Annotated in this window: 15 protein-coding genes and 1 pseudogene; 7 read left to right on the top strand and 9 right to left on the bottom strand. The window is 65.6% G+C overall.

Going from position 1 to position 17,275, the window contains the following annotated elements:
• Positions 1-43 precede the first annotated feature (43 nt).
• Complete coding sequence (locus F0Q45_RS08255; protein ID WP_149653474.1) at positions 44-1,162, bottom strand: alpha/beta hydrolase; 1,119 nt, start codon at positions 1,160-1,162, stop codon at positions 44-46.
• 346 nt (positions 1,163-1,508) lie between these two features.
• Between F0Q45_RS08255 and F0Q45_RS30145 the strand changes: the two are divergent.
• A pseudogene (locus F0Q45_RS30145) lies at positions 1,509-1,757 on the top strand (hypothetical protein); the annotation flags it as partial.
• Positions 1,714-2,559 (top strand): aldo/keto reductase, encoded by an 846-nt coding sequence (locus F0Q45_RS08245; RefSeq protein ID WP_149653473.1) that lies wholly within the window; start codon positions 1,714-1,716, stop codon positions 2,557-2,559. The pseudogene F0Q45_RS30145 and the gene F0Q45_RS08245, both read left to right, overlap by 44 nt.
• Positions 2,560-2,634: 75 nt before the next feature.
• Here the strand turns inward: F0Q45_RS08245 and F0Q45_RS08240 are convergent, their stop codons facing one another.
• From F0Q45_RS08240 to F0Q45_RS08230, 3 genes are read right to left on the bottom strand one after another with little or no spacing between them, the layout of a single operon-like run.
• Positions 2,635-3,348: an HNH endonuclease family protein gene (locus tag F0Q45_RS08240; RefSeq protein WP_149653472.1), complete on the bottom strand. Its 714-nt coding sequence runs from the start codon at positions 3,346-3,348 to the stop codon at positions 2,635-2,637.
• Entirely contained in the window at positions 3,345-5,558 is a 2,214-nt protein-coding gene (recG, locus tag F0Q45_RS08235; protein ID WP_149653471.1) for an ATP-dependent DNA helicase RecG, read from the bottom strand. The genes F0Q45_RS08240 and recG overlap by 4 nt, the downstream gene beginning before the upstream one ends.
• 2 nt (positions 5,559-5,560) lie before the next feature.
• Positions 5,561-7,219, bottom strand: a complete 1,659-nt coding sequence (locus F0Q45_RS08230) for a DAK2 domain-containing protein (protein WP_373424939.1) — start codon at positions 7,217-7,219, stop codon at positions 5,561-5,563.
• Between the two features lie 295 nt (positions 7,220-7,514).
• On the opposite strand from F0Q45_RS08230, the gene rpmB reads away from it, so the two are divergent.
• Positions 7,515-7,709, top strand: a complete 195-nt coding sequence (rpmB, locus tag F0Q45_RS08225; protein WP_149653469.1) for a 50S ribosomal protein L28 — start codon at positions 7,515-7,517, stop codon at positions 7,707-7,709.
• 30 nt (positions 7,710-7,739) lie between these two features.
• Here the strand turns inward: rpmB and F0Q45_RS08220 are convergent, their stop codons facing one another.
• Entirely contained in the window at positions 7,740-8,423 is a 684-nt protein-coding gene (locus tag F0Q45_RS08220) for a uracil-DNA glycosylase (protein ID WP_149653468.1), read from the bottom strand.
• 103 nt (positions 8,424-8,526) lie between these two features.
• Entirely contained in the window at positions 8,527-9,495 is a 969-nt protein-coding gene (locus F0Q45_RS08215; protein WP_149653467.1) for a thiamine-phosphate kinase, read from the bottom strand.
• A gap of 105 nt (positions 9,496-9,600) precedes the next feature.
• Between F0Q45_RS08215 and F0Q45_RS08210 the strand changes: the two genes are divergently transcribed.
• Positions 9,601-10,164: a DUF3515 domain-containing protein gene (locus F0Q45_RS08210; protein ID WP_149653466.1), complete on the top strand. Its 564-nt coding sequence runs from the start codon at positions 9,601-9,603 to the stop codon at positions 10,162-10,164.
• Here the strand turns inward: F0Q45_RS08210 and F0Q45_RS08205 are convergent.
• Positions 10,161-11,273: a D-alanine--D-alanine ligase family protein gene (locus F0Q45_RS08205; RefSeq protein ID WP_149653465.1), complete on the bottom strand. Its 1,113-nt coding sequence runs from the start codon at positions 11,271-11,273 to the stop codon at positions 10,161-10,163. The genes F0Q45_RS08210 and F0Q45_RS08205 overlap by 4 nt on opposite strands.
• Positions 11,274-11,355: 82 nt before the next feature.
• A complete protein-coding gene (locus F0Q45_RS08200; RefSeq protein ID WP_149653478.1) occupies positions 11,356-12,363 on the bottom strand; it encodes an NAD(P)H-dependent glycerol-3-phosphate dehydrogenase in 1,008 nt (335 codons plus the stop codon).
• Between the two features lie 107 nt (positions 12,364-12,470).
• On the opposite strand from F0Q45_RS08200, the gene cofC reads away from it, so the two are divergent.
• The 3 genes from cofC (at position 12,471) to F0Q45_RS08185 (ending at position 16,432) form a co-directional block, all read left to right on the top strand.
• Positions 12,471-13,121: a 2-phospho-L-lactate guanylyltransferase gene (gene cofC, locus F0Q45_RS08195; protein WP_149653464.1), complete on the top strand. Its 651-nt coding sequence runs from the start codon at positions 12,471-12,473 to the stop codon at positions 13,119-13,121.
• An 80-nt stretch (positions 13,122-13,201) separates the two neighbouring features.
• Complete coding sequence (locus F0Q45_RS08190) at positions 13,202-15,409, top strand: RNA degradosome polyphosphate kinase (protein WP_149653477.1); 2,208 nt, start codon at positions 13,202-13,204, stop codon at positions 15,407-15,409.
• An 84-nt stretch (positions 15,410-15,493) separates the two neighbouring features.
• Positions 15,494-16,432: an NUDIX hydrolase gene (locus tag F0Q45_RS08185; RefSeq protein WP_149653463.1), complete on the top strand. Its 939-nt coding sequence runs from the start codon at positions 15,494-15,496 to the stop codon at positions 16,430-16,432.
• Positions 16,433-16,491: 59 nt separating this feature from the next.
• Here the strand turns inward: F0Q45_RS08185 and F0Q45_RS08180 are convergent, their stop codons facing one another.
• The gene (locus F0Q45_RS08180) at positions 16,492-17,151 is read right to left on the bottom strand and encodes an HU family DNA-binding protein (RefSeq protein ID WP_149653462.1); all 660 of its coding nucleotides are present in this window, start codon (positions 17,149-17,151) and stop codon (positions 16,492-16,494) included.
• Positions 17,152-17,275 lie beyond the last annotated feature (124 nt).

Raw genomic sequence — 17,275 nt, 5'->3', positions numbered from 1 at the left:
TGCTCAGGCGCCTCTAGATTACCGGCGGCGGCGCAAGCCCAGCTCAGACCCGGCTCAGGTGGGCACGCAGTGCCGAAATCAGCTGGCTCGTCGCAATAGCGCTGCCGCCGCCGAGCGGGAACAGATTGAGGAAGCCGTGCGTGAGCGACCCCTCGCGGCGCAGGTCCACCGCGGTCCCGGCGGTCCGCAACGCCGCGGCGTACTGCTCGCCTTCATCGCGCAGCGGGTCAAAACCCGCGACCGCGATCAGCGCCGGCGCGAGACCAGACAAAGACTCGGCTCGCAACGGCGAAACCCGCGGATCACTGTGATCGATGCCCGAGCCCTTCAGGTACTGCGTTTGGAACCAGTCGATGTCTCGTTTGGTCAGCACGAAACCGCGAGCGAAGAGGCTCAGCGAGCGGGTCTGGGCCGTGAAATCAGTCCGCGGGTAGATCAACCATTGCAGCACCGGGGCGGGGCCTCCGCTGTCACGGGCCATTTGACAGACGACCGCCGCCAGGTTGCCGCCGGCGCTGTCCCCGCCCACGGCAACCCGTCCGGGACTGGCACCGAGTTCTTCGGCGTGGCCGTACGCCCACTCGAACGCAGCAAACGCATCTTCGACGCCGGCCGGCGCGCGATGCTCAGGAGCCAGCCGATAATCGATCGACAGAACATGTATGCCAGCATCGCGGCACGTCAACCGGCACACCGCGTCATGGGTGTCCAGATCGCCGATCACCCAGCCGCCACCGTGATAGAAGACCAACAATGGCGCCGCCGCCCCGCCAGGAGGGCGGTAGTGTCGCGCCCGAATCTCTCCGGCTGGTCCAGGCAGCGTGAATTCCTCCACCTCAACATGAATCTGCGATCCGCCAAATCCCAGCGTGACCTCACGCATGTAGGCACGCGACGCGGCTGGGTCGTCATCGATTACCAGGCCGTCAAGACCAACGGCCCGCAGACCGGACAGCATCAGTTGCAGAGTGGGATCAAGGGTATTGCCGTCGATGCTGACCGAACGTCCGCGCGTGAGAAGTCGTTTGGCGGCGGACGGTATCCATGGAATGACCTTGACACCCACGTGGGTGACGGCGCTCTGGATTCGATTGGTCCACCGCATCGGTGCGTGCGTTGTTCCCGGCTGAAGGTCCGGTGCACCTGGCAGGCTCTTTGTCATGGTCGCTCCCTAGCAAACGTGGTCACGCTGAACGACGAGCGTTCGTTATCCATTCATCGGGCTAGGCGCCAACCGGAATTGAGCCGACGGACACCGAGCAGGGCGGTAGCTGCCGCGCTGCCGGCGGTTACCGGCATACCGACACCGCGACGGCCTTTCGTAACAAACCGGAGGCCGGGCGAGCGCTTACCGATGCCGAGACACCCACCACCAACTGTACGTGGTGACCAGACCGGCGAATCCTGACCAGGCCCGGATGAGAAGCGGGCCAACACGCCGAAGGCATTCGATGGGCCGGGATATTTCTGGGCCGTCCGATGGTCACCGACTGCGCCGAAGGCGACGGCCGTTGATTAGGTGGCGTATACAAGTCGGTAATATCGTGATGCCCAAGTCGGTGAACCCAACGGATTGCGAGCAACTTCGACGTGTTCGACTTCGAACTCGGCGCCTCAACTCCAAGCGAAAGGCGTTGATCTCGTCGATGGACGACGGAACCTGGCTTGGCCCTGATCCGAGAACCGTCAATTTTCAAAGGCAGGTGAGACACGTTGGCTGGCGAGTCGGGCGCCATGATCCCATCCATAGCGCTTAACGATGAGAACACAATGCCGGTTCTCGGACTGGGCGTCGCGGAGTTGTCCGCGGACGAAACCGAACGCGCGGTGTCGGCGGCGTTAGAGATCGGCTGCCGGCTGATCGACACGGCCGCGGCGTACGTAAACGAGGCAGCCGTTGGCCGCGCGATCGCCGCCTCTGGAATACCGCGCGCAGAGTTGTTTGTCACCACCAAGCTGGCCACCGTGGAACAGGGTTTCACCAAGTCGCAGGAGGCCTGCAAAGCCAGCCTCGAACGCCTTGGCCTGGACTACGTGGACCTGTATCTGATTCACTGGCCGGCCCCGCCGGTGGGTCAGTATGTGGACGCCTTCGGCGGCATGATCCAATCTCGCGGCGAAGGCCACGCCCGTTCGATTGGGGTGTCGAACTTCACCGAGGAGCACATATCGAACCTCATCGACCTCACGTTCGTCACACCGGCGGTCAACCAGATCGAGCTGCACCCACTGCTCAACCAAGCCGAGTTGCGCAAAGCCAACGCTCGGCACAACGTCGTCACACAGTCCTACACGCCGCTGGTACTAGGCCGGCTGCTGGACAACCCCACCGTGACCTCAATTGCCGGCGAATACAGCAAGACACCCGCACAGGTCCTACTGCGTTGGAACCTGCAACTCGGTAATACGGTCGTCTTCCGCTCATCCAAAGCCGAGCACATTGCCAGCAATCTGGACGTCTTCGATTTCGAATTGGCCGCCGAGCACATGGACACACTGAACGGGCTCAATGACGGCACCCGCGTTCGTGAAGACCCGATGACATATACCGGCACGTGAGCGCTTGACGACTGTGAATCTGGCGACGCTTCGTCGTCGTCGGCGCGTCGCGTCGCCAGATTCACTGCCGCTGCGCTATCCGGCCGGGCATGTGGCCGCAGCCGCGCGGAGCACCTGCGCCGACGGTTGGTCTACCGGCAATGCATAACCGCGCAGCACGGCGATGAACTGCACGGCGTACTGACAGGCGAAAGCGGAGTTCGGCGGCATCCACTGGGCCGGCGGTGAATCACCTTTGTCCTGATTGGCCTGGCCCTGCACCGCGAGCAAGTTGGCCGGATCATTGGCAAATCGCAGCCGCTCAACATCCGGCCAGCCGTAGGCACCCATGTCCCAGGCGTACGCGAGCGGGACGATGTGGTCGATCTGCACGGATTCGCCGACCTTGGCGCCGCGTTGGAAGACGACGGTGGTGTTGGTATACGGGTCGTGCAGGGTGCCGGTAGCCACCGCATGGGGACACCGCTTGGTCACCACGAACGTCGTGTCGACCAGATCACGACCGAGGATGTCGTCGCGGGTGTCGCAGCCATTGCGCCCGCCCGGAGCGTCGTTGTCATCGTCCCATGCCGCACCGAACGCCGCCCTGCGGTAGTCGTAGCGGTGGGTTCGCTGGGGCAGCATGGCAATGCCCGCGAGCACATCGGCGCCGGGCTGCACCGTGGGCATGTCAGCCCGCGCGGCGACATCGCGGGCGTGCCTGGCCGCCAACGAGCCCACTGTCTGATAGGCGACCACCACGGCCAGGATCGCAACTGCAGCCAGCCACCACAGCAGTTTGCGATTCACGACTTGTCCAGGTATTCAATGCGGTCGGTGTCGATGAATCGCGCTGCCATCAGCGCCAGCGCGGGGTGCTGCCGGGCTTCTTGGTAGCCGCGCACACAGAAGTCGCGGGCCGCCTCGATGTACTCTTGGTGCTCGGCCAGCGACAGCAGCCGCAGCGTGATCGCCTTGCCGGATTGGTTGCGGCCCAGCACATCTCCTTCCCGACGCTCCTTGAGGTCCAGGTCGGCCAAGGCGAACCCGTCCATGGTCTCGGCAACAGCACGCAGCCGGTCACCGGCCGGCGATCCCGGCGCGACCCAGCTGACTAGCAAACAAAGGCTCGCATGCGCGCCACGCCCGATACGGCCCCGCAGCTGATGTAGCTGGCTGATACCGAACCGGTCGGCGTCCATCACCAACATGACCGTGGCATTGGGCACATCGACGCCCACCTCGATGACGGTGGTGCACACCAAGACGTCGATCTCACCGGCCCGGAAGGCCGCCATCGCCGCGTCTTTGTCGTCGGGCGACAACCGACCGTGCATCAGCCCTAACCGCAGGTTCGCCAGCTCATCAGCACGTAGTCGGGCGAACAGACCTACGGCCGTCTCCGAAGGTTTGCCGCCCTGGTTCTCCGACGCGTCGCTGTCGTCGATTCGGGGCGCCACCACATAGGCCTGGCGACCGGCTGCGACCTCCTCTTTGATCCGCTGCCAGGCCCGATCCAGCCAGGCCGGCTTGTCTTTGACGAGGATGACGTTGGTAGTGATCGGCTGGCGTCCACGCGGAAGTTCGCGCAGCGTCGAGGTCTCCAGGTCGCCGTAGACGGTCAGCGCGACGGTGCGTGGTATCGGCGTCGCAGTCATCACCAGCAAATGGGGAGTGATGCCGGCACGCGCCTTGCCACGCAACTGGTCTCGCTGCTCGACACCGAACCGATGTTGCTCGTCGACCACCACCATGCCCAGGTTGTGGAATTCCACCGCATCCTGCAGCAGCGCATGGGTGCCGACGACGATGCCTACCTGACCGCTGGCCACCTCGGCCCGGACCTGCTTTTTCTGCCCCCCGGTCAGTGAGCCGGTTAGCAGCGCCACCCGGGTGGCGTTATCCGCGCCGCCCAGCTGGCCGGCCATGGCCAGCGGGCCGAGGACATCGCGGATCGACTGTAGGTGTTGTGCGGCGAGAACTTCGGTAGGCGCTAGTAGCGCACACTGGTAACCTGCGTCGACCATCTGCAGCATCGCCAGCACCGAAACGATCGTCTTTCCCGAACCGACCTCACCTTGCAGCAGGCGGTTCATCGGACGGGTGGCCGAGATTTCGTCGGACAGTACGCCCAGCACCTCACGCTGGCCTGCGGTCAGCTCGAAAGGCAGGCGCCGCCGCAATGCAGCCGCCAGGCCATCAGACCGTGGCGGCGCCGGGGGCCCCGATTCCGACAACTCACCATGCCGGCGGGCGACCAGCGCCCACTGCAGACCGACGGCTTCGTCGAAGGTCAGCCGTTCCCGGGCGCGGCGGCGCGCGGACTCGTTTTCGGCCAGGTGGATGGCCCGCAGCGCCTCGTCTTCGGAGATAAGTCCGAAGGTGGCCCGCACCTCGGCGGGCAGCGGATCAGGCACCGGATCGAGAACGGCGAGCACTTGACGCACACATTTGAAGATGTCCCAGCTCTGCACCTTGGTGCTGGCCGGGTAGATCGGGAAGAAGCGACGCTCGAACTCCGCCATCGCCACTTCGCCGCTGACTGCCTTGGCGGCGTCAGCGATGCTCTTCAGCGATTTGGTGCCGTGGTTTTTTCCGTCCGGCGAGTCCAGGATCAGGAACGCCGGGTGCGTGAGCTGCATGGCTCCGTTGAAATAGCTGACTTCCCCGGACAGCATCACTTTGGTGTTCTTGGTGAGGTCCTTTTTGAGGTAGTCCGCGTTGAAGAACGTGGCGGTCACCTTGTTGCGTCCAGCACCGAGGGTGATCCGGAGGCATTGCCGCTTCGGGGTCTTCTTCATGGGAAACGACGTCGTTTCGGTAATGACGTCAACGATCGTGATGTGCTGACCCGCTTCGGGCCGCTCATCGTCGGCGCTGCGCCTGGCCCCGCCTTCGACGTAGCTGCGCGGATAGTGCCGCAAGAGGTCGTCGACGGTGAGGATGCCGAACTCCTCCTCAAGAGCGTCGGCGCCTTTGGCGCCCACAACGAAGGCCAGTCGGTCGTTCAGTGACGCCACGGCTACTCGACCCCAATCAGCAGCGCGTCGCCGCGGTGGCCGGTGCAGTAGACCACCAGCTCGGTACCCGGATGGTGGTCGTGCATGTGCTGCTCCAGCTGGCTAATCATCGCGGCCGCCGCAGCGTCGTCGATCTCGGTGCCGACCAAGACCGTCACCAGGTCGCCTCCCGACGCCAGCAGCAGATCGAGCAGACCGGTCGCCGCCGCCGCGACGTCGTCGGCGACGATCAGCACTTCGTCACCCGCGATGCCCAGGCCGTCGCCCGGTTCACAGCTGCCGGCCCAGGTCAACGCCCGCTCAGTGGCCGTACGCACCGAGCCGTGCCGGGCAGCGCCGGCAGCGCGGGCCATGGTGTAGCCGTCGTCGACGGCCCGGCGGGCCGGGTCGTGCACAGCCAGCGCGGCCAGCCCCTGAACCATCGACCCGGTCGGCACCGGGACTACGTCAACACCCCAGCCGATGGCCGCGGCGCAGCCCGCCACCAGCTCTTCGATCGCCACATACCCATTGGGCAGCACCAGCACGTGCGCGGCGCCCGTGTCCACCACCGCGCGGACCAACTGATGAGCACGGATATCGGTTGCCGGCGCGGAGCCGGGCCCCGAGGTGTCCGGGCCAGGCCGCAGCACACAGGCGCCCTCCCCGGCGAACAACTCGGCGGCACCGCCACCGTCAACGACGGCCAGCACGGCACGTTGCCGAGTCCAGCTGCCCGCCGGCAGGCCGGTGGCACCCGAGCACAGCGCCGAAATCACAATCCGGCTCAGCTGCCCTGCTGCCAGTCCAGCTTCAACAGCGGCGCCCGCGTCGTCGGTGTGGACATGCACCGAATAGCTTTCCGACGGGGCAGCCGCGATCGCCACCGAATCCCCTAACGCCGCCAGCCGTTCCCGCAGGGTGTCCGCCGTCGCGGCGTCACAGCCGGTGAGCAGGTACATCACCTCGAAATGCGGCGCGGGCCGTCCGGTGGGAGCCGCACCGGGCAAGCCTCGCGCCGATGGTTCGTAGACGGACCGGGCGGCCGCCTGGCCGGTGATCGTGGCGCACAGCGCATCCAGCATGACCAGCAGACCCCGCCCGCCGGCGTCGACCACACCGGCGGCCGCGAGCACGTCGAGCTGTTCGGGGGTCTTCTCCAGGGCGACGACCGCCGCGTCACCGGCGGCCCGCACGGCCTGTGCCAACCCTTCGCCGCCGTGCGCGCAGTGCTCCACGGCGGCTGCGGCGGCCCGCAGCACCGAGACAATAGTTCCCGGGATTTCCTGACCGCCCATCGACGCGATGACCAGCTCCACCCCGCGCCACAATGCGGCCGCCAGCAGGGCAGCGTCGATCGCAGGCAACGTGCCGCCCGACTGGGCTGCCGCCGCATCGGTCACGTCGGCGATGCCGCGCAGGATCTGAGACAGAATCACCCCAGAATTCCCGCGTGCTCCGCTCAACGCCCCCGCCGACAGGGCGGCCGCGACGCCGGCAACGTCGTCTTGGACCGGCTCGACATCTGCCTCGGCAAGCGCCGAGCGCATAGTGAACAGCATGTTGGTGCCGGTGTCGGAATCGGCGACCGGAAAGACGTTCAACCGGTTGATCTCGTCGATGTGGGTGATCAGGTCGCTGACGACGGTGTGCGCCCAATGCCGCAGGGCTGCGGCGTCCAGCAGACACTCTGACCTGCCCAACCTGACTCCACCTCCTGCGCGCTGTCGCCGTGGGCGCCAGCGTAGCCCGGCGACGATACGAACGGTTTGCGTCGGATTCTCGCCCGACGATGATCGGGCGAGCCGGCGTATCGAGCCTAACCAGGCGAGACGACAGCCCTGGTTGTGACGCGGCGCGGAGCGGCCGCTCGTTTTGGTGCTTGCCGACAGCCCCGGCTATCCTGAGACGGCCTGGGGTAGCCCGGGGTGTCCCGGCTTACGTCGCCGGAGCCCAACAGACTTGAGGAGTTGAACAATGGCCGCTGTGTGCGATATTTGCGGGAAAGGGCCCGGCTTCGGCAAGTCGGTGTCGCACTCCCACCGCCGCACCAGCCGCCGGTGGAACCCCAACGTCCAGACCGTGCGCGCCGTGAGCCGTCCCGGCGGCAACAAGCAGCGCATCAACGTCTGCACATCGTGCATCAAGGCCGGCAAGGTCAGCCGGGGCTGAGTAGAGCGCGGATCTGGCGAGGGGTTCGGGTCAGGGCAGCCGCCAATCGATCGGGTCCGCGCCCAGCCCGGCCAGCAGCTTGTTGGCGCGGCTGAACGGCCGGGAACCGAAGAAACCGCGTGACGCCGACAGCGGCGAAGGGTGCGGTGACTCGATGGCCACACAGTCGCCGTCGGCGAGCATTGGCTTCAGTGTCGACGCATCCCGGCCCCACAAAATGGCCACCATCGGTTGTGCCCGGGCAACCAGGGCGCGGATCGCGCATTCGGTCACCACTTCCCAGCCCTTGCCCCGGTGCGACGCCGGGTTGCTCGGACGTACGGTAAGGACCCTGTTCAGCAACATAACCCCGCGCTCCGCCCAGGGCGTCAGATCGCCGCACGAGGGCTGCGGATAGCCCAGATCTGCTGCGTACTCTTCGAAGATGTTGGCCAGGCTGCGCGGTAGCGGACGCACATGAGGTGCCACCGAGAAGCTGAGACCCACCGCATGGCCGGGTGTTGGGTAGGGATCCTGCCCAACGATCAGGACCCGGACTTGGTCGAACGGAAAAGTGAAGGCGCGCAACACGTTCGGTCCTGCAGGCAGATACCTTCGGCCGGCCGCGATCTCGGTGCGCAAGAATTGTCCCATTTGGGTAACCTGGTCGGCCACCGGCTCCAGCGCAGCCGCCCAGCCGTGCTCGACGAGGTCGCTGAGCGGACGTGCGGTCACCGCCAGCCTTTCGCCGAGAACATCACCGCGACACGGTTTTCGATATTTGATAGTCGGACCGACTCCGAGATGCGGCCTGGACGTAAACGCTCACCGCGTCACCCTACTCATCGAATGACTGCCACCCCGCGGGTCCACCCCATTCTTTTCCGTCGATCAGCACCCGGGCGGGCCCGTCCAACACCCGCCCGATGACACGCCAGCCGTCGGGCACGCTAGCGGCGAAACAAGCCGCCAGGGCATGATCTTCACCACCACCGAGCACCCAGTGCCACGGGTCGGCGCCTACCGCAGCGGCGGCCGCGGTCAGTGCGTCATGGTCTACGGCCAGGGCGGCGGCGGACAGCTCGATACCGGCCGAGGACGCTTCGGCGATGTGCCGAAGGTCGGCTACCAGACCGTCGGAGACATCGATCATCGCCAGCGCCCCGGCAGCCGAGGCGGCAACACCCTGGCTATAGGGCGGCTCGGGCACCAGATGTCGGTGCCGCAGTTCCTGAAAGCCGACAATTCCCTTGTCCCACAACGCATATCCAGCCGCCGAGCGCCCCAGTTCGCCGGCGACGGCCATCACCGAGCCAGGTTTGGCGCCAGAGCGCAGCACCGGTACACGTCCCTCCAGGTCACCAAGGACGGTCACCGACACCACCCACTGGGGGCAGCGGACCAGATCGCCACCGACGATGCCGGCGCCGATCCGGGTCGCCTCGGCCCACATTCCGTCGAGCAGCGCGCTCACCCGCGCCGCCGGTGTGTCCGCGGGCGCGCCGAAGCTCACCACGAATGCGGTAGCGCGTGCTCCCATGGCTGCGATGTCGGCAGCGTTCTGGGCAATCGCCTTGCGGCCGACGTCGTGTGGTGTCGACCAGTCCAACCGAAAGTGCCGGTCCTGAACCAGCATGTCAGTCGACATCACCACGCGGCCATCGGGCGCCGATACCACCGCGGCATCGTCACCAGGCCCGAGCTGGACGGCGGCGGGCTGTCGGCGCCCTGACGCCAACCGGTCGATCACCGCGAACTCGCCGAGCTGTTGCAGCGTTGCCGACTCCCCCGGCGCCTCGTCGTGCACGCCACCTCCTCCGGACCGCTTCGGCCAGGCTGACCTGCGGTAAGTTGGGTCCCTGCCCAAACGGGCGGACCGGGTCAGTGTAGGAGATCGGAGGTGGTCGGCCGGGTGACGGGCGACGCCGATTCCGACCTAGACGGTCCGCCACGCATCGTGATCATCGCCGCCGTGCTGCTGGCGGTGGCCGCTATCGGGGCGATCCTGGTGATCGCGGCGACCCGCCTCCCGTCGCAACGACCCATCACCGTCCCTGCGGCGCCGGCTCCGCAGGCTAGCAGTCCGGACTGCCAAGCGCTGGGCGCGGCGCTGCCGCAGCGCCTCGGTGCCTATCAACGCACACCCCTTGCGCAACCCGTTCCGGAGGGCGCCAGTGCCTGGAGCTCCGGTCCCGACGGCGAGCCTGTCATCATGCGCTGCGGGCTCGATCGGCCAGCCGACTTCGTGGTGGGCTCGCCGATCCAGATCGTCGATAACGTGCAGTGGTTCCGGGTGACCGACGAACCGCAATCTGACCGCGGCGCAGGCCGATCCACCTGGTACACCGTCGACCGTCCGGTGTACGTAGCACTGACCTTGCCGGCGGGTTCGGGGCCGACACCAATCCAGGAGGTGTCGGAGCTGATCGACCGGACCCTCGCAGCCGTGCCGATCGACCCGGCCCCGGGCCACTAGCGCAGGCCCACGCCCCGAGCCAAAGCGGTCTCCACCATCGTCGTCAGCAGCGTGGGATAGTCGACGCCGCTGGCGGCCCACATCCGGGGGTACATCGAGATGGTGGTGAACCCCGGCATCGTGTTGATCTCGTTGATCACCGGGCCGTCGTCGGTGAGGAAGAAGTCCACCCGGGCCAGGCCCTGGCAGTCGATGGCACAGAATGCACGGATTGCCAACTGTCGCACCGCATCGGCGATGTCGTCGTCGACCTTGGCCGGCACGTCCAGTTCGGCGCCGTCGTCGAGGTATTTGGTCGCGAAGTCATAGAACGTGTCCTCACGTCCCCGTACTCCGGCCACCCGGATCTCCCCCAGTGTGCTGGCTTGTACTGTGCCGTCCGGAAATTCAAGCACGCCGCATTCCAGTTCGCGGCCATTGATGGCAGCCTCGACGATCACCTTTGGGTCATGCCGGCGGGCTTTGGTGATCGCGCTGGGCAACTCATCCCAGCTCGATACCCGGCTGACTCCGATCGAGGAGCCCCCGCGCGCGGGCTTGACATATGCCGGTAGCCCCAGCCGCTCACATTCTTCGAGATCCAATGTTGCCCGCCCAGGGCGCAGCACCGCGTGCGGCCCGATCGGAAGCCCCTCGGCAGCCAGCAGCTTCTTGGTGAATTCCTTGTCCAGGCCAGCAGCACTGGCCAGCACACCGGCGCCCACGTAGGGCACGCCCGCCAGCTCGAGCAGGCCCTGGATGGTGCCGTCCTCACCATAAGGGCCGTGCAGTACCGGAAATACCACGTCGACGGAGGCCAGCACATCACCGGCGCCCGGCGGCAACGAGACCAATTGGCCGCCCCACTGCGGGTCGGCGGCAAGCAACAGCGAGGTGCCCGAGTGCGAGCTCACCTCAGGCAGTTGCCGGTTGGTGATCGTCAGGGCGTCCGGGTTGCCGTCGGTAAGCACCCACGAGCCTTGCGGGGTAATTCCGATCGCGATCACATCGAACCGCTGCGGGTCCAGGTTGCGCAAAATACTGCCCGCGGACACGCACGAGATGGCGTGCTCGTTACTGCGCCCGCCGAAGACGACGGCCACCCGGACCCGCCGGTCGCTGGCACTCACAACCTTCAGAGGCTACCGGGTAGAGCGCGACCGGGCCCGGTGGCTACCGCTGGGCGGACGGGCGTCGCACCGGCGCGGGGGCTTATTCGGGCTTGGTACGGCGACCCAACAACAGAGCTATCGCCTCGTCCACCGACAGGCCTCTATGACACACCCGGTGTACCGCGTCGGTCAGTGGCATTTCGACGTCGTAGCTGGAGGCCAGCGCCAGCACCGACTCACACGACGTGACCCCCTCGACGACATGGCCGTCGTTGTGATGCAACGCCGATTGCATGGTCTCGCCCCGGCCCAGTCGCTCGCCGAACGATCGGTTGCGGGAATGCGGGGATGAGCAGGTGGCCACCAGGTCGCCCACCCCGGCCAGCCCGGCCAGGGTCGCTTCTTTGGCGCCCAGCGCGATGCCGAGCCGGATGATCTCTGCCAGGCCGCGGGTGATGATGGCCGCCACCGTGTTTTCGCCCAGACCGACGCCGACGGCCATTCCGCATGCCAACGCGATGACGTTCTTGCAGGCCCCACCGATCTCAGTGCCGACGACATCGGAGTTGGTATAGGGACGAAAGTAGCCGCTGTTCAGCGCCCGCTGCAATGCGACGGCCCGGCCGGAATCGCTGCAGGCGACGACGGTGGCAGCGGGCTGGCATTGGGCGATCTCGCTGGCCAGGTTGGGTCCCGAGATCACCGCAACGTGCGCCGGATCCACTTCGGTTACCGAGGTGATCACCTGGCTCATCCGCATGAGAGTGCCGAGCTCGATACCCTTGGCCAGACTGACCAGCGTCGCATCGTGGGGCAACAGGCCCGCCCACTGCTCGAGATTGGCGCGCATCGTCTGCGCTGGAACGCCCAGCATTACCGTGGTTGCACCGCTGAGCGCCGCTTCCGCATCGGCGGTAGCCCGGATGCCGGGTGGCAGCAATGTACCCGGAAGATATTCCGGGTTGTGGCGGGTGGCGTTAATTTGCTCAGCGACGTCGGCTCGTCGCGCCCACAACGTGACCTCGCCGCCGGCATCGGCGAGCACCTTGGCCAAAGCCGTGCCCCATGCGCCTGCACCCATCACAGCGACGGTTCCCGCGCCGGCCATCCGCATACCCCTGTTCATCCCGTACGAGTACTGCTACGGCATGTCGCCGCTACACACTAAACCCGCTCACCGGTGACGCAGAAATGGGCGCTGGCAGGATAACCCTCATGAGCGGCACACGGGCCGACGGTACTGGTGATGTCGGTTTGATCATCGCCGTCAAGCGGTTGGCCGCCGCCAAGACTAGGTTGGCCCCGGTGTTCTCGGCGCGGACCCGGGCAGGTGTGGTGCTGGCCATGCTGGTCGACACGTTGACTGCGGCCAGTCGCGTCCAATCGCTACAGTCGATTACGGTCATTACGCCTGACGAATCTGCCGCGGCTGCGGCGGCCGAGTTGGGCGCCCAGGTGCTGGCCGACCCCACCCCGGAGGGCGCTGCTGACCCGCTCAACAACGCTATCGCCGCCGCGGAACGCGTGATGGCCAAATCGTTGACGAATCTTATTGTCCTGCAAGGCGATTTGCCTGCAATGCAACCGCAGGAACTCGCCGAGGCGATCGCCGCGGCACGGCATCATCAGCGCAGCTTCGTCGCCGACCGGCTGGGTACCGGGACTGCCGCACTCTGCGCCTTCGGAACCGCGCTCGACCCCCAGTTTGGCGCCGATTCATCCGCGCGACACCGCCGTTCGGGTGCTGTCGAGCTCACCGGAGCGTGGCCCGGCTTGCGCTGCGATGTCGACACGCCGGCCGACCTGACCGCCGCCCGCCGGCTGGGAATCGGACCGGCGACCGTGCGAGCCATCGCTCACCGATAGCCAGGTGTCCGGGCGGTCCGAAAGGTGAACGACATGCCAACTGCATATGGATGTGCGTCGAGCGCTGGCAACGCCACCGGGTGATAGGCAATGATCGCTGGGTGACCGACATCGAAACCGGCCCAGTTACTGACGTGCGGCCAGACGAGAACCCATGGCATCAGAGCGACTCCACTCTGACAGCCCCGCCAGCTGCAACCTCCGACGCAATCACCGACGCGCTGCCCGAAAACCGCTACCTCAACCGCGAGCTGAGCTGGCTGGATTTCAACGCCCGCGTACTGGCGCTTGCCGCCGACAACTCCATGCCACTGCTGGAGCGGGCCAAGTTCCTAGCGATCTTCGCGTCCAACCTTGATGAGTTCTACATGGTGCGGGTCGCCGGCCTAAAGCGGCGCGACGAAATGGGGCTCTCGGTGCGCTCCGCCGACGGGCTGACACCGCGTGAGCAGCTGGGCCGAATTGGCGAACAAACCCAGCAGATCGCCAGCCGGCACGCACAAGTTTTCCTCGATTCGGTATTACCGGCGCTCGGCGAGGAAGGCATCTACATCATCACCTGGGATGACCTGAATGAGACTGAGCGTGAACAACTCTCGACCTATTTCAACGAACAGGTCTTCCCCGTGCTGACACCGCTGGCGGTCGACCCCGCCCACCCGTTCCCCTTCGTCAGCGGGCTGAGCCTGAACTTGGCAGTCACCGTGCGGCAACCCCAGGATGGGGGTCAACACTTCGCCCGGGTTAAGGTGCCCAACAACGTCGATCGCTTCGTCGAGCTCGTCAGCCATGGCGACGGCGACGGAGCTGAAGGACAGATCGTGCACCGGTTCCTGCCGGTCGAAGAACTCATCGCGGCCTTTCTGCCAGCGTTATTCCCGGGCATGGAAATCGTTGAGCATCGCGCGTTTCGCATCACGCGCAACGCCGACTTCGAGGTCGAAGAGGATCGTGATGAGGACCTGTTGCAGGCCCTGGAGCGGGAATTGGCCCGCCGCCGGTTCGGTTCGCCGGTGCGACTGGAGGTCGCCGACGACATGACCGAAGGCATGCTGGAACTGCTGCTACGGGAACTTGACGTGCACCCAGGTGATGTCATCGAAGTGCCTGGGCTGCTCGACCTGTCATCGTTGTGGCAGATTTACGGCCTGGACCGCCCGGCGCTCAAGGATCGGACATTCGTGCCCGCCACCCACCCCGCCTTCGCCGAAAAGGAAACACCCAAGAGCATCTTCGCGACGCTGCGCGAAGGCGACGTGCTGGTTCACCATCCCTATGATTCGTTCGCTACCAGCGTGCAGAGGTTTATCGAGCAGGCCGCTGCCGACCCCGACGTGCTGGCGATCAAGCAGACGCTATACCGCACATCCGGGGATTCACCCATTGTCCGGGCTTTGATCGACGCGGCCGAAGCGGGAAAGCAGGTAGTCGCACTGGTCGAGATCAAAGCACGCTTCGACGAACAAGCCAACATTCACTGGGCACGACAACTCGAGCAGGCCGGCGTGCACGTGGCGTACGGGATCGTCGGACTCAAGACGCACTGCAAGACCGCGTTGGTGGTGCGTCGCGAGGGTCCGATGATTCGGCGGTATTGCCATGTCGGAACCGGCAATTACAACAGCAAGACCGCGCGGCTGTATGAGGATGTCGGGCTGCTCACGGCTGCCCCCGAAATTGGCGCCGACCTGACCGATCTGTTCAACTCGCTTACCGGGTACTCACGCAAGCTTTCCTACCGCAACCTGTTGGTGGCTCCGCACGGAATTCGCGCCGGCATCATCGAACGCGTCGAGCAGGAGGTGACCGCGCACCGGGAGAACGGTAACGGCCGCATCCGGCTAAAAATGAACGCTCTGGTCGACGAGCAAGTCATCGACGCGCTTTACCGGGCGTCACAAGCAGGGGTGCAGATCGAGGTGGTCGTGCGTGGCATCTGCGCGTTACGCCCCGGCGCCACGGGCTTCTCGGAAAACATCTCGGTGCGCTCCATTCTCGGCCGCTTCCTGGAACACTCGCGCATCCTGCATTTTCGTGCCATCGACCAGTTCTGGATCGGCAGCGCCGACATGATGCACCGCAATCTCGACCGTCGCGTTGAGGTGATGGCTCAGGTCAAGGACCCGAGGCTGACCGCGCAATTGGACGACTTGTTTGAGTCCGCGCTGGACCCGGCCACGCGTAGTTGGGAGCTCGGCCCGGACGGGCAATGGACTGCTGCTCCGCAGGCCGGCCAAAGCGTGCGCGACCACCAGGTATCGCTGATGGAGCGGCACCGTAGCACCTAACACCGAGTGGTAACTTCGGTGGATTCTTCTGCCACCCTCCACGACCGTGAGCGGCCCAGGCCGAATTGACCTGCAGGAGTTAAGGTGTCGATCCAACGCTCGTCCGTCCGCAACCGCTTGGAGAACCAGGTCGTGTATGCCGCCGGCGCGGTATTGTGGCGTCCATCCAAAAGCAAGGGGGCGGTCGAGATTGCCATGATCCACCGGCCCCGTTACGACGACTGGTCACTACCGAAGGGCAAAGTGGATCCCGGTGAGACGGCACCGGTAGCGGCAGTGCGCGAGGTGCATGAGGAGACCGGTTATCACGCGCACCTTGGCCGGCGACTCATGATGGTGAGTTATCCCATCGACCAAGGTGTCAAGAAGGTGTACTACTGGACCGCGCGCCGCGTCGGCGGAGAGTTTGTCGCCGGGAACGAGGTCGACGAACTGGTCTGGTTGCCGGTCTCCGAAGCCCTGCAGAGGCTCGACTATGCGCAGGATCGAAAGGTCTTGCGCCGGTTCGCCAAAAAGCCGGCCGACACCAAGACCGTGCTGGTCGTCCGGCACGGCAGCGCTGGCAGCAAGTCACGCTTCTCCGGGGACGACACCAAGCGGCCGTTGGACAGGAAGGGGCGTGCCCAAGCGGAGGCGTTGGTGAGCCAGCTACTGGCCTTCGGGGCTTGCAGCGTGTACGCGGCCGACCGGGTGCGCTGCCATCAGACAGTGCAACCACTCGCCGAGGAACTGGGGGTGGCCGTGCACAACGAACGCGCCCTCACCGAGGAGGGCTACGCCAAAAATCCCAAACGAGGCCGACACCGGGTGCTGCGGATCGCCGCACAGGCCGGCACGCCGGTGATCTGCACGCAGGGCAAGGTAATTCCGGATCTGATCGCGTGGTGGTGCGAACGCGACGGAGTGCGCTCCGACAAGTCGCGCAACCACAAAGGCAGTACGTGGGTGCTGTCGTTGTCGGGCGGGCGGCTCGTTGCCGCCGACCACATCGGCGGCGCGCTGGCCGCCAAGGTGCGGGCCTAAACGCGCGAATACCCTTTGGGGCGCCACTGCCCTCAAAGGGTATTCGCGTGTGTACTAGCTTATTTGCGGCCGCGCCTGGTGCTTGTCGCCTTCTTGGCGGGGGCCTTGGTGGCCGGCCTCTTGGCTGCGGCCTTCTTGGCCGGAGCCTTAGTCGCCGCCTTGCGCACGGGTGCCTTGGCGGCGGCCTTCTTCGCGATTGCTTTCGTCGCCTTGGCCGGCGCCTTGGTCGCTGCTTTCTTAGCGGGAGCCTTGGTCGTCGCGGCCTTCTTGGCGCCTGAAGTTGAAGCCTTGGTCGCAGCCTTCTTGGCGGGCGCCTTGGTCGCAGCCTTTTTCGCGGGCGCCTTGCTCGCAGCCTTCTTGGCGGGCGCCTTCTTGGCGGCCTTCTTGGCGGCACTCGTCCCAACGCCGCGCTTCACCGCGGGGCCTTCTGCCGGGAGCCTTTGTGAACCAGACACAACCGCTTTGAATTGCGCGCCCGGACGAAACGCGGGAACCGACGTCGGCTTGACCTTCACCGTCTCGCCGGTACGCGGATTACGGGCCACCCGAGCCGCGCGCCGCCGCTGTTCGAACACACCGAACCCGGTAATGGTGACGCTGTCGCCCTTGTGTACAGCACGCACAATGGTGTCGACAACATTCTCCACGGCGGCGGTCGCCTGCCGACGGTCCGAGCCCAATTTCTGTGTGAGCACGTCAATGAGCTCTGCTTTGTTCATCCAACCCTCCGAAGCCAGTGGTCCTCGTTAATGGAACCGACTATGGGACACGGTAAACCCTTACCCGGCAAATTGCCAAGAGCCACGCGCAATTTCAGGACCAAACGATCGCAATTTTCGCAAT

Origin of the sequence: Mycobacterium simiae, assembly GCF_008370645.1 — a bacterium.
Taxonomy (GTDB): Bacteria; Actinomycetota; Actinomycetes; order Mycobacteriales; family Mycobacteriaceae; genus Mycobacterium; species Mycobacterium simiae_A.
This window is presented reverse-complemented; position numbering and strand designations above follow the sequence as displayed.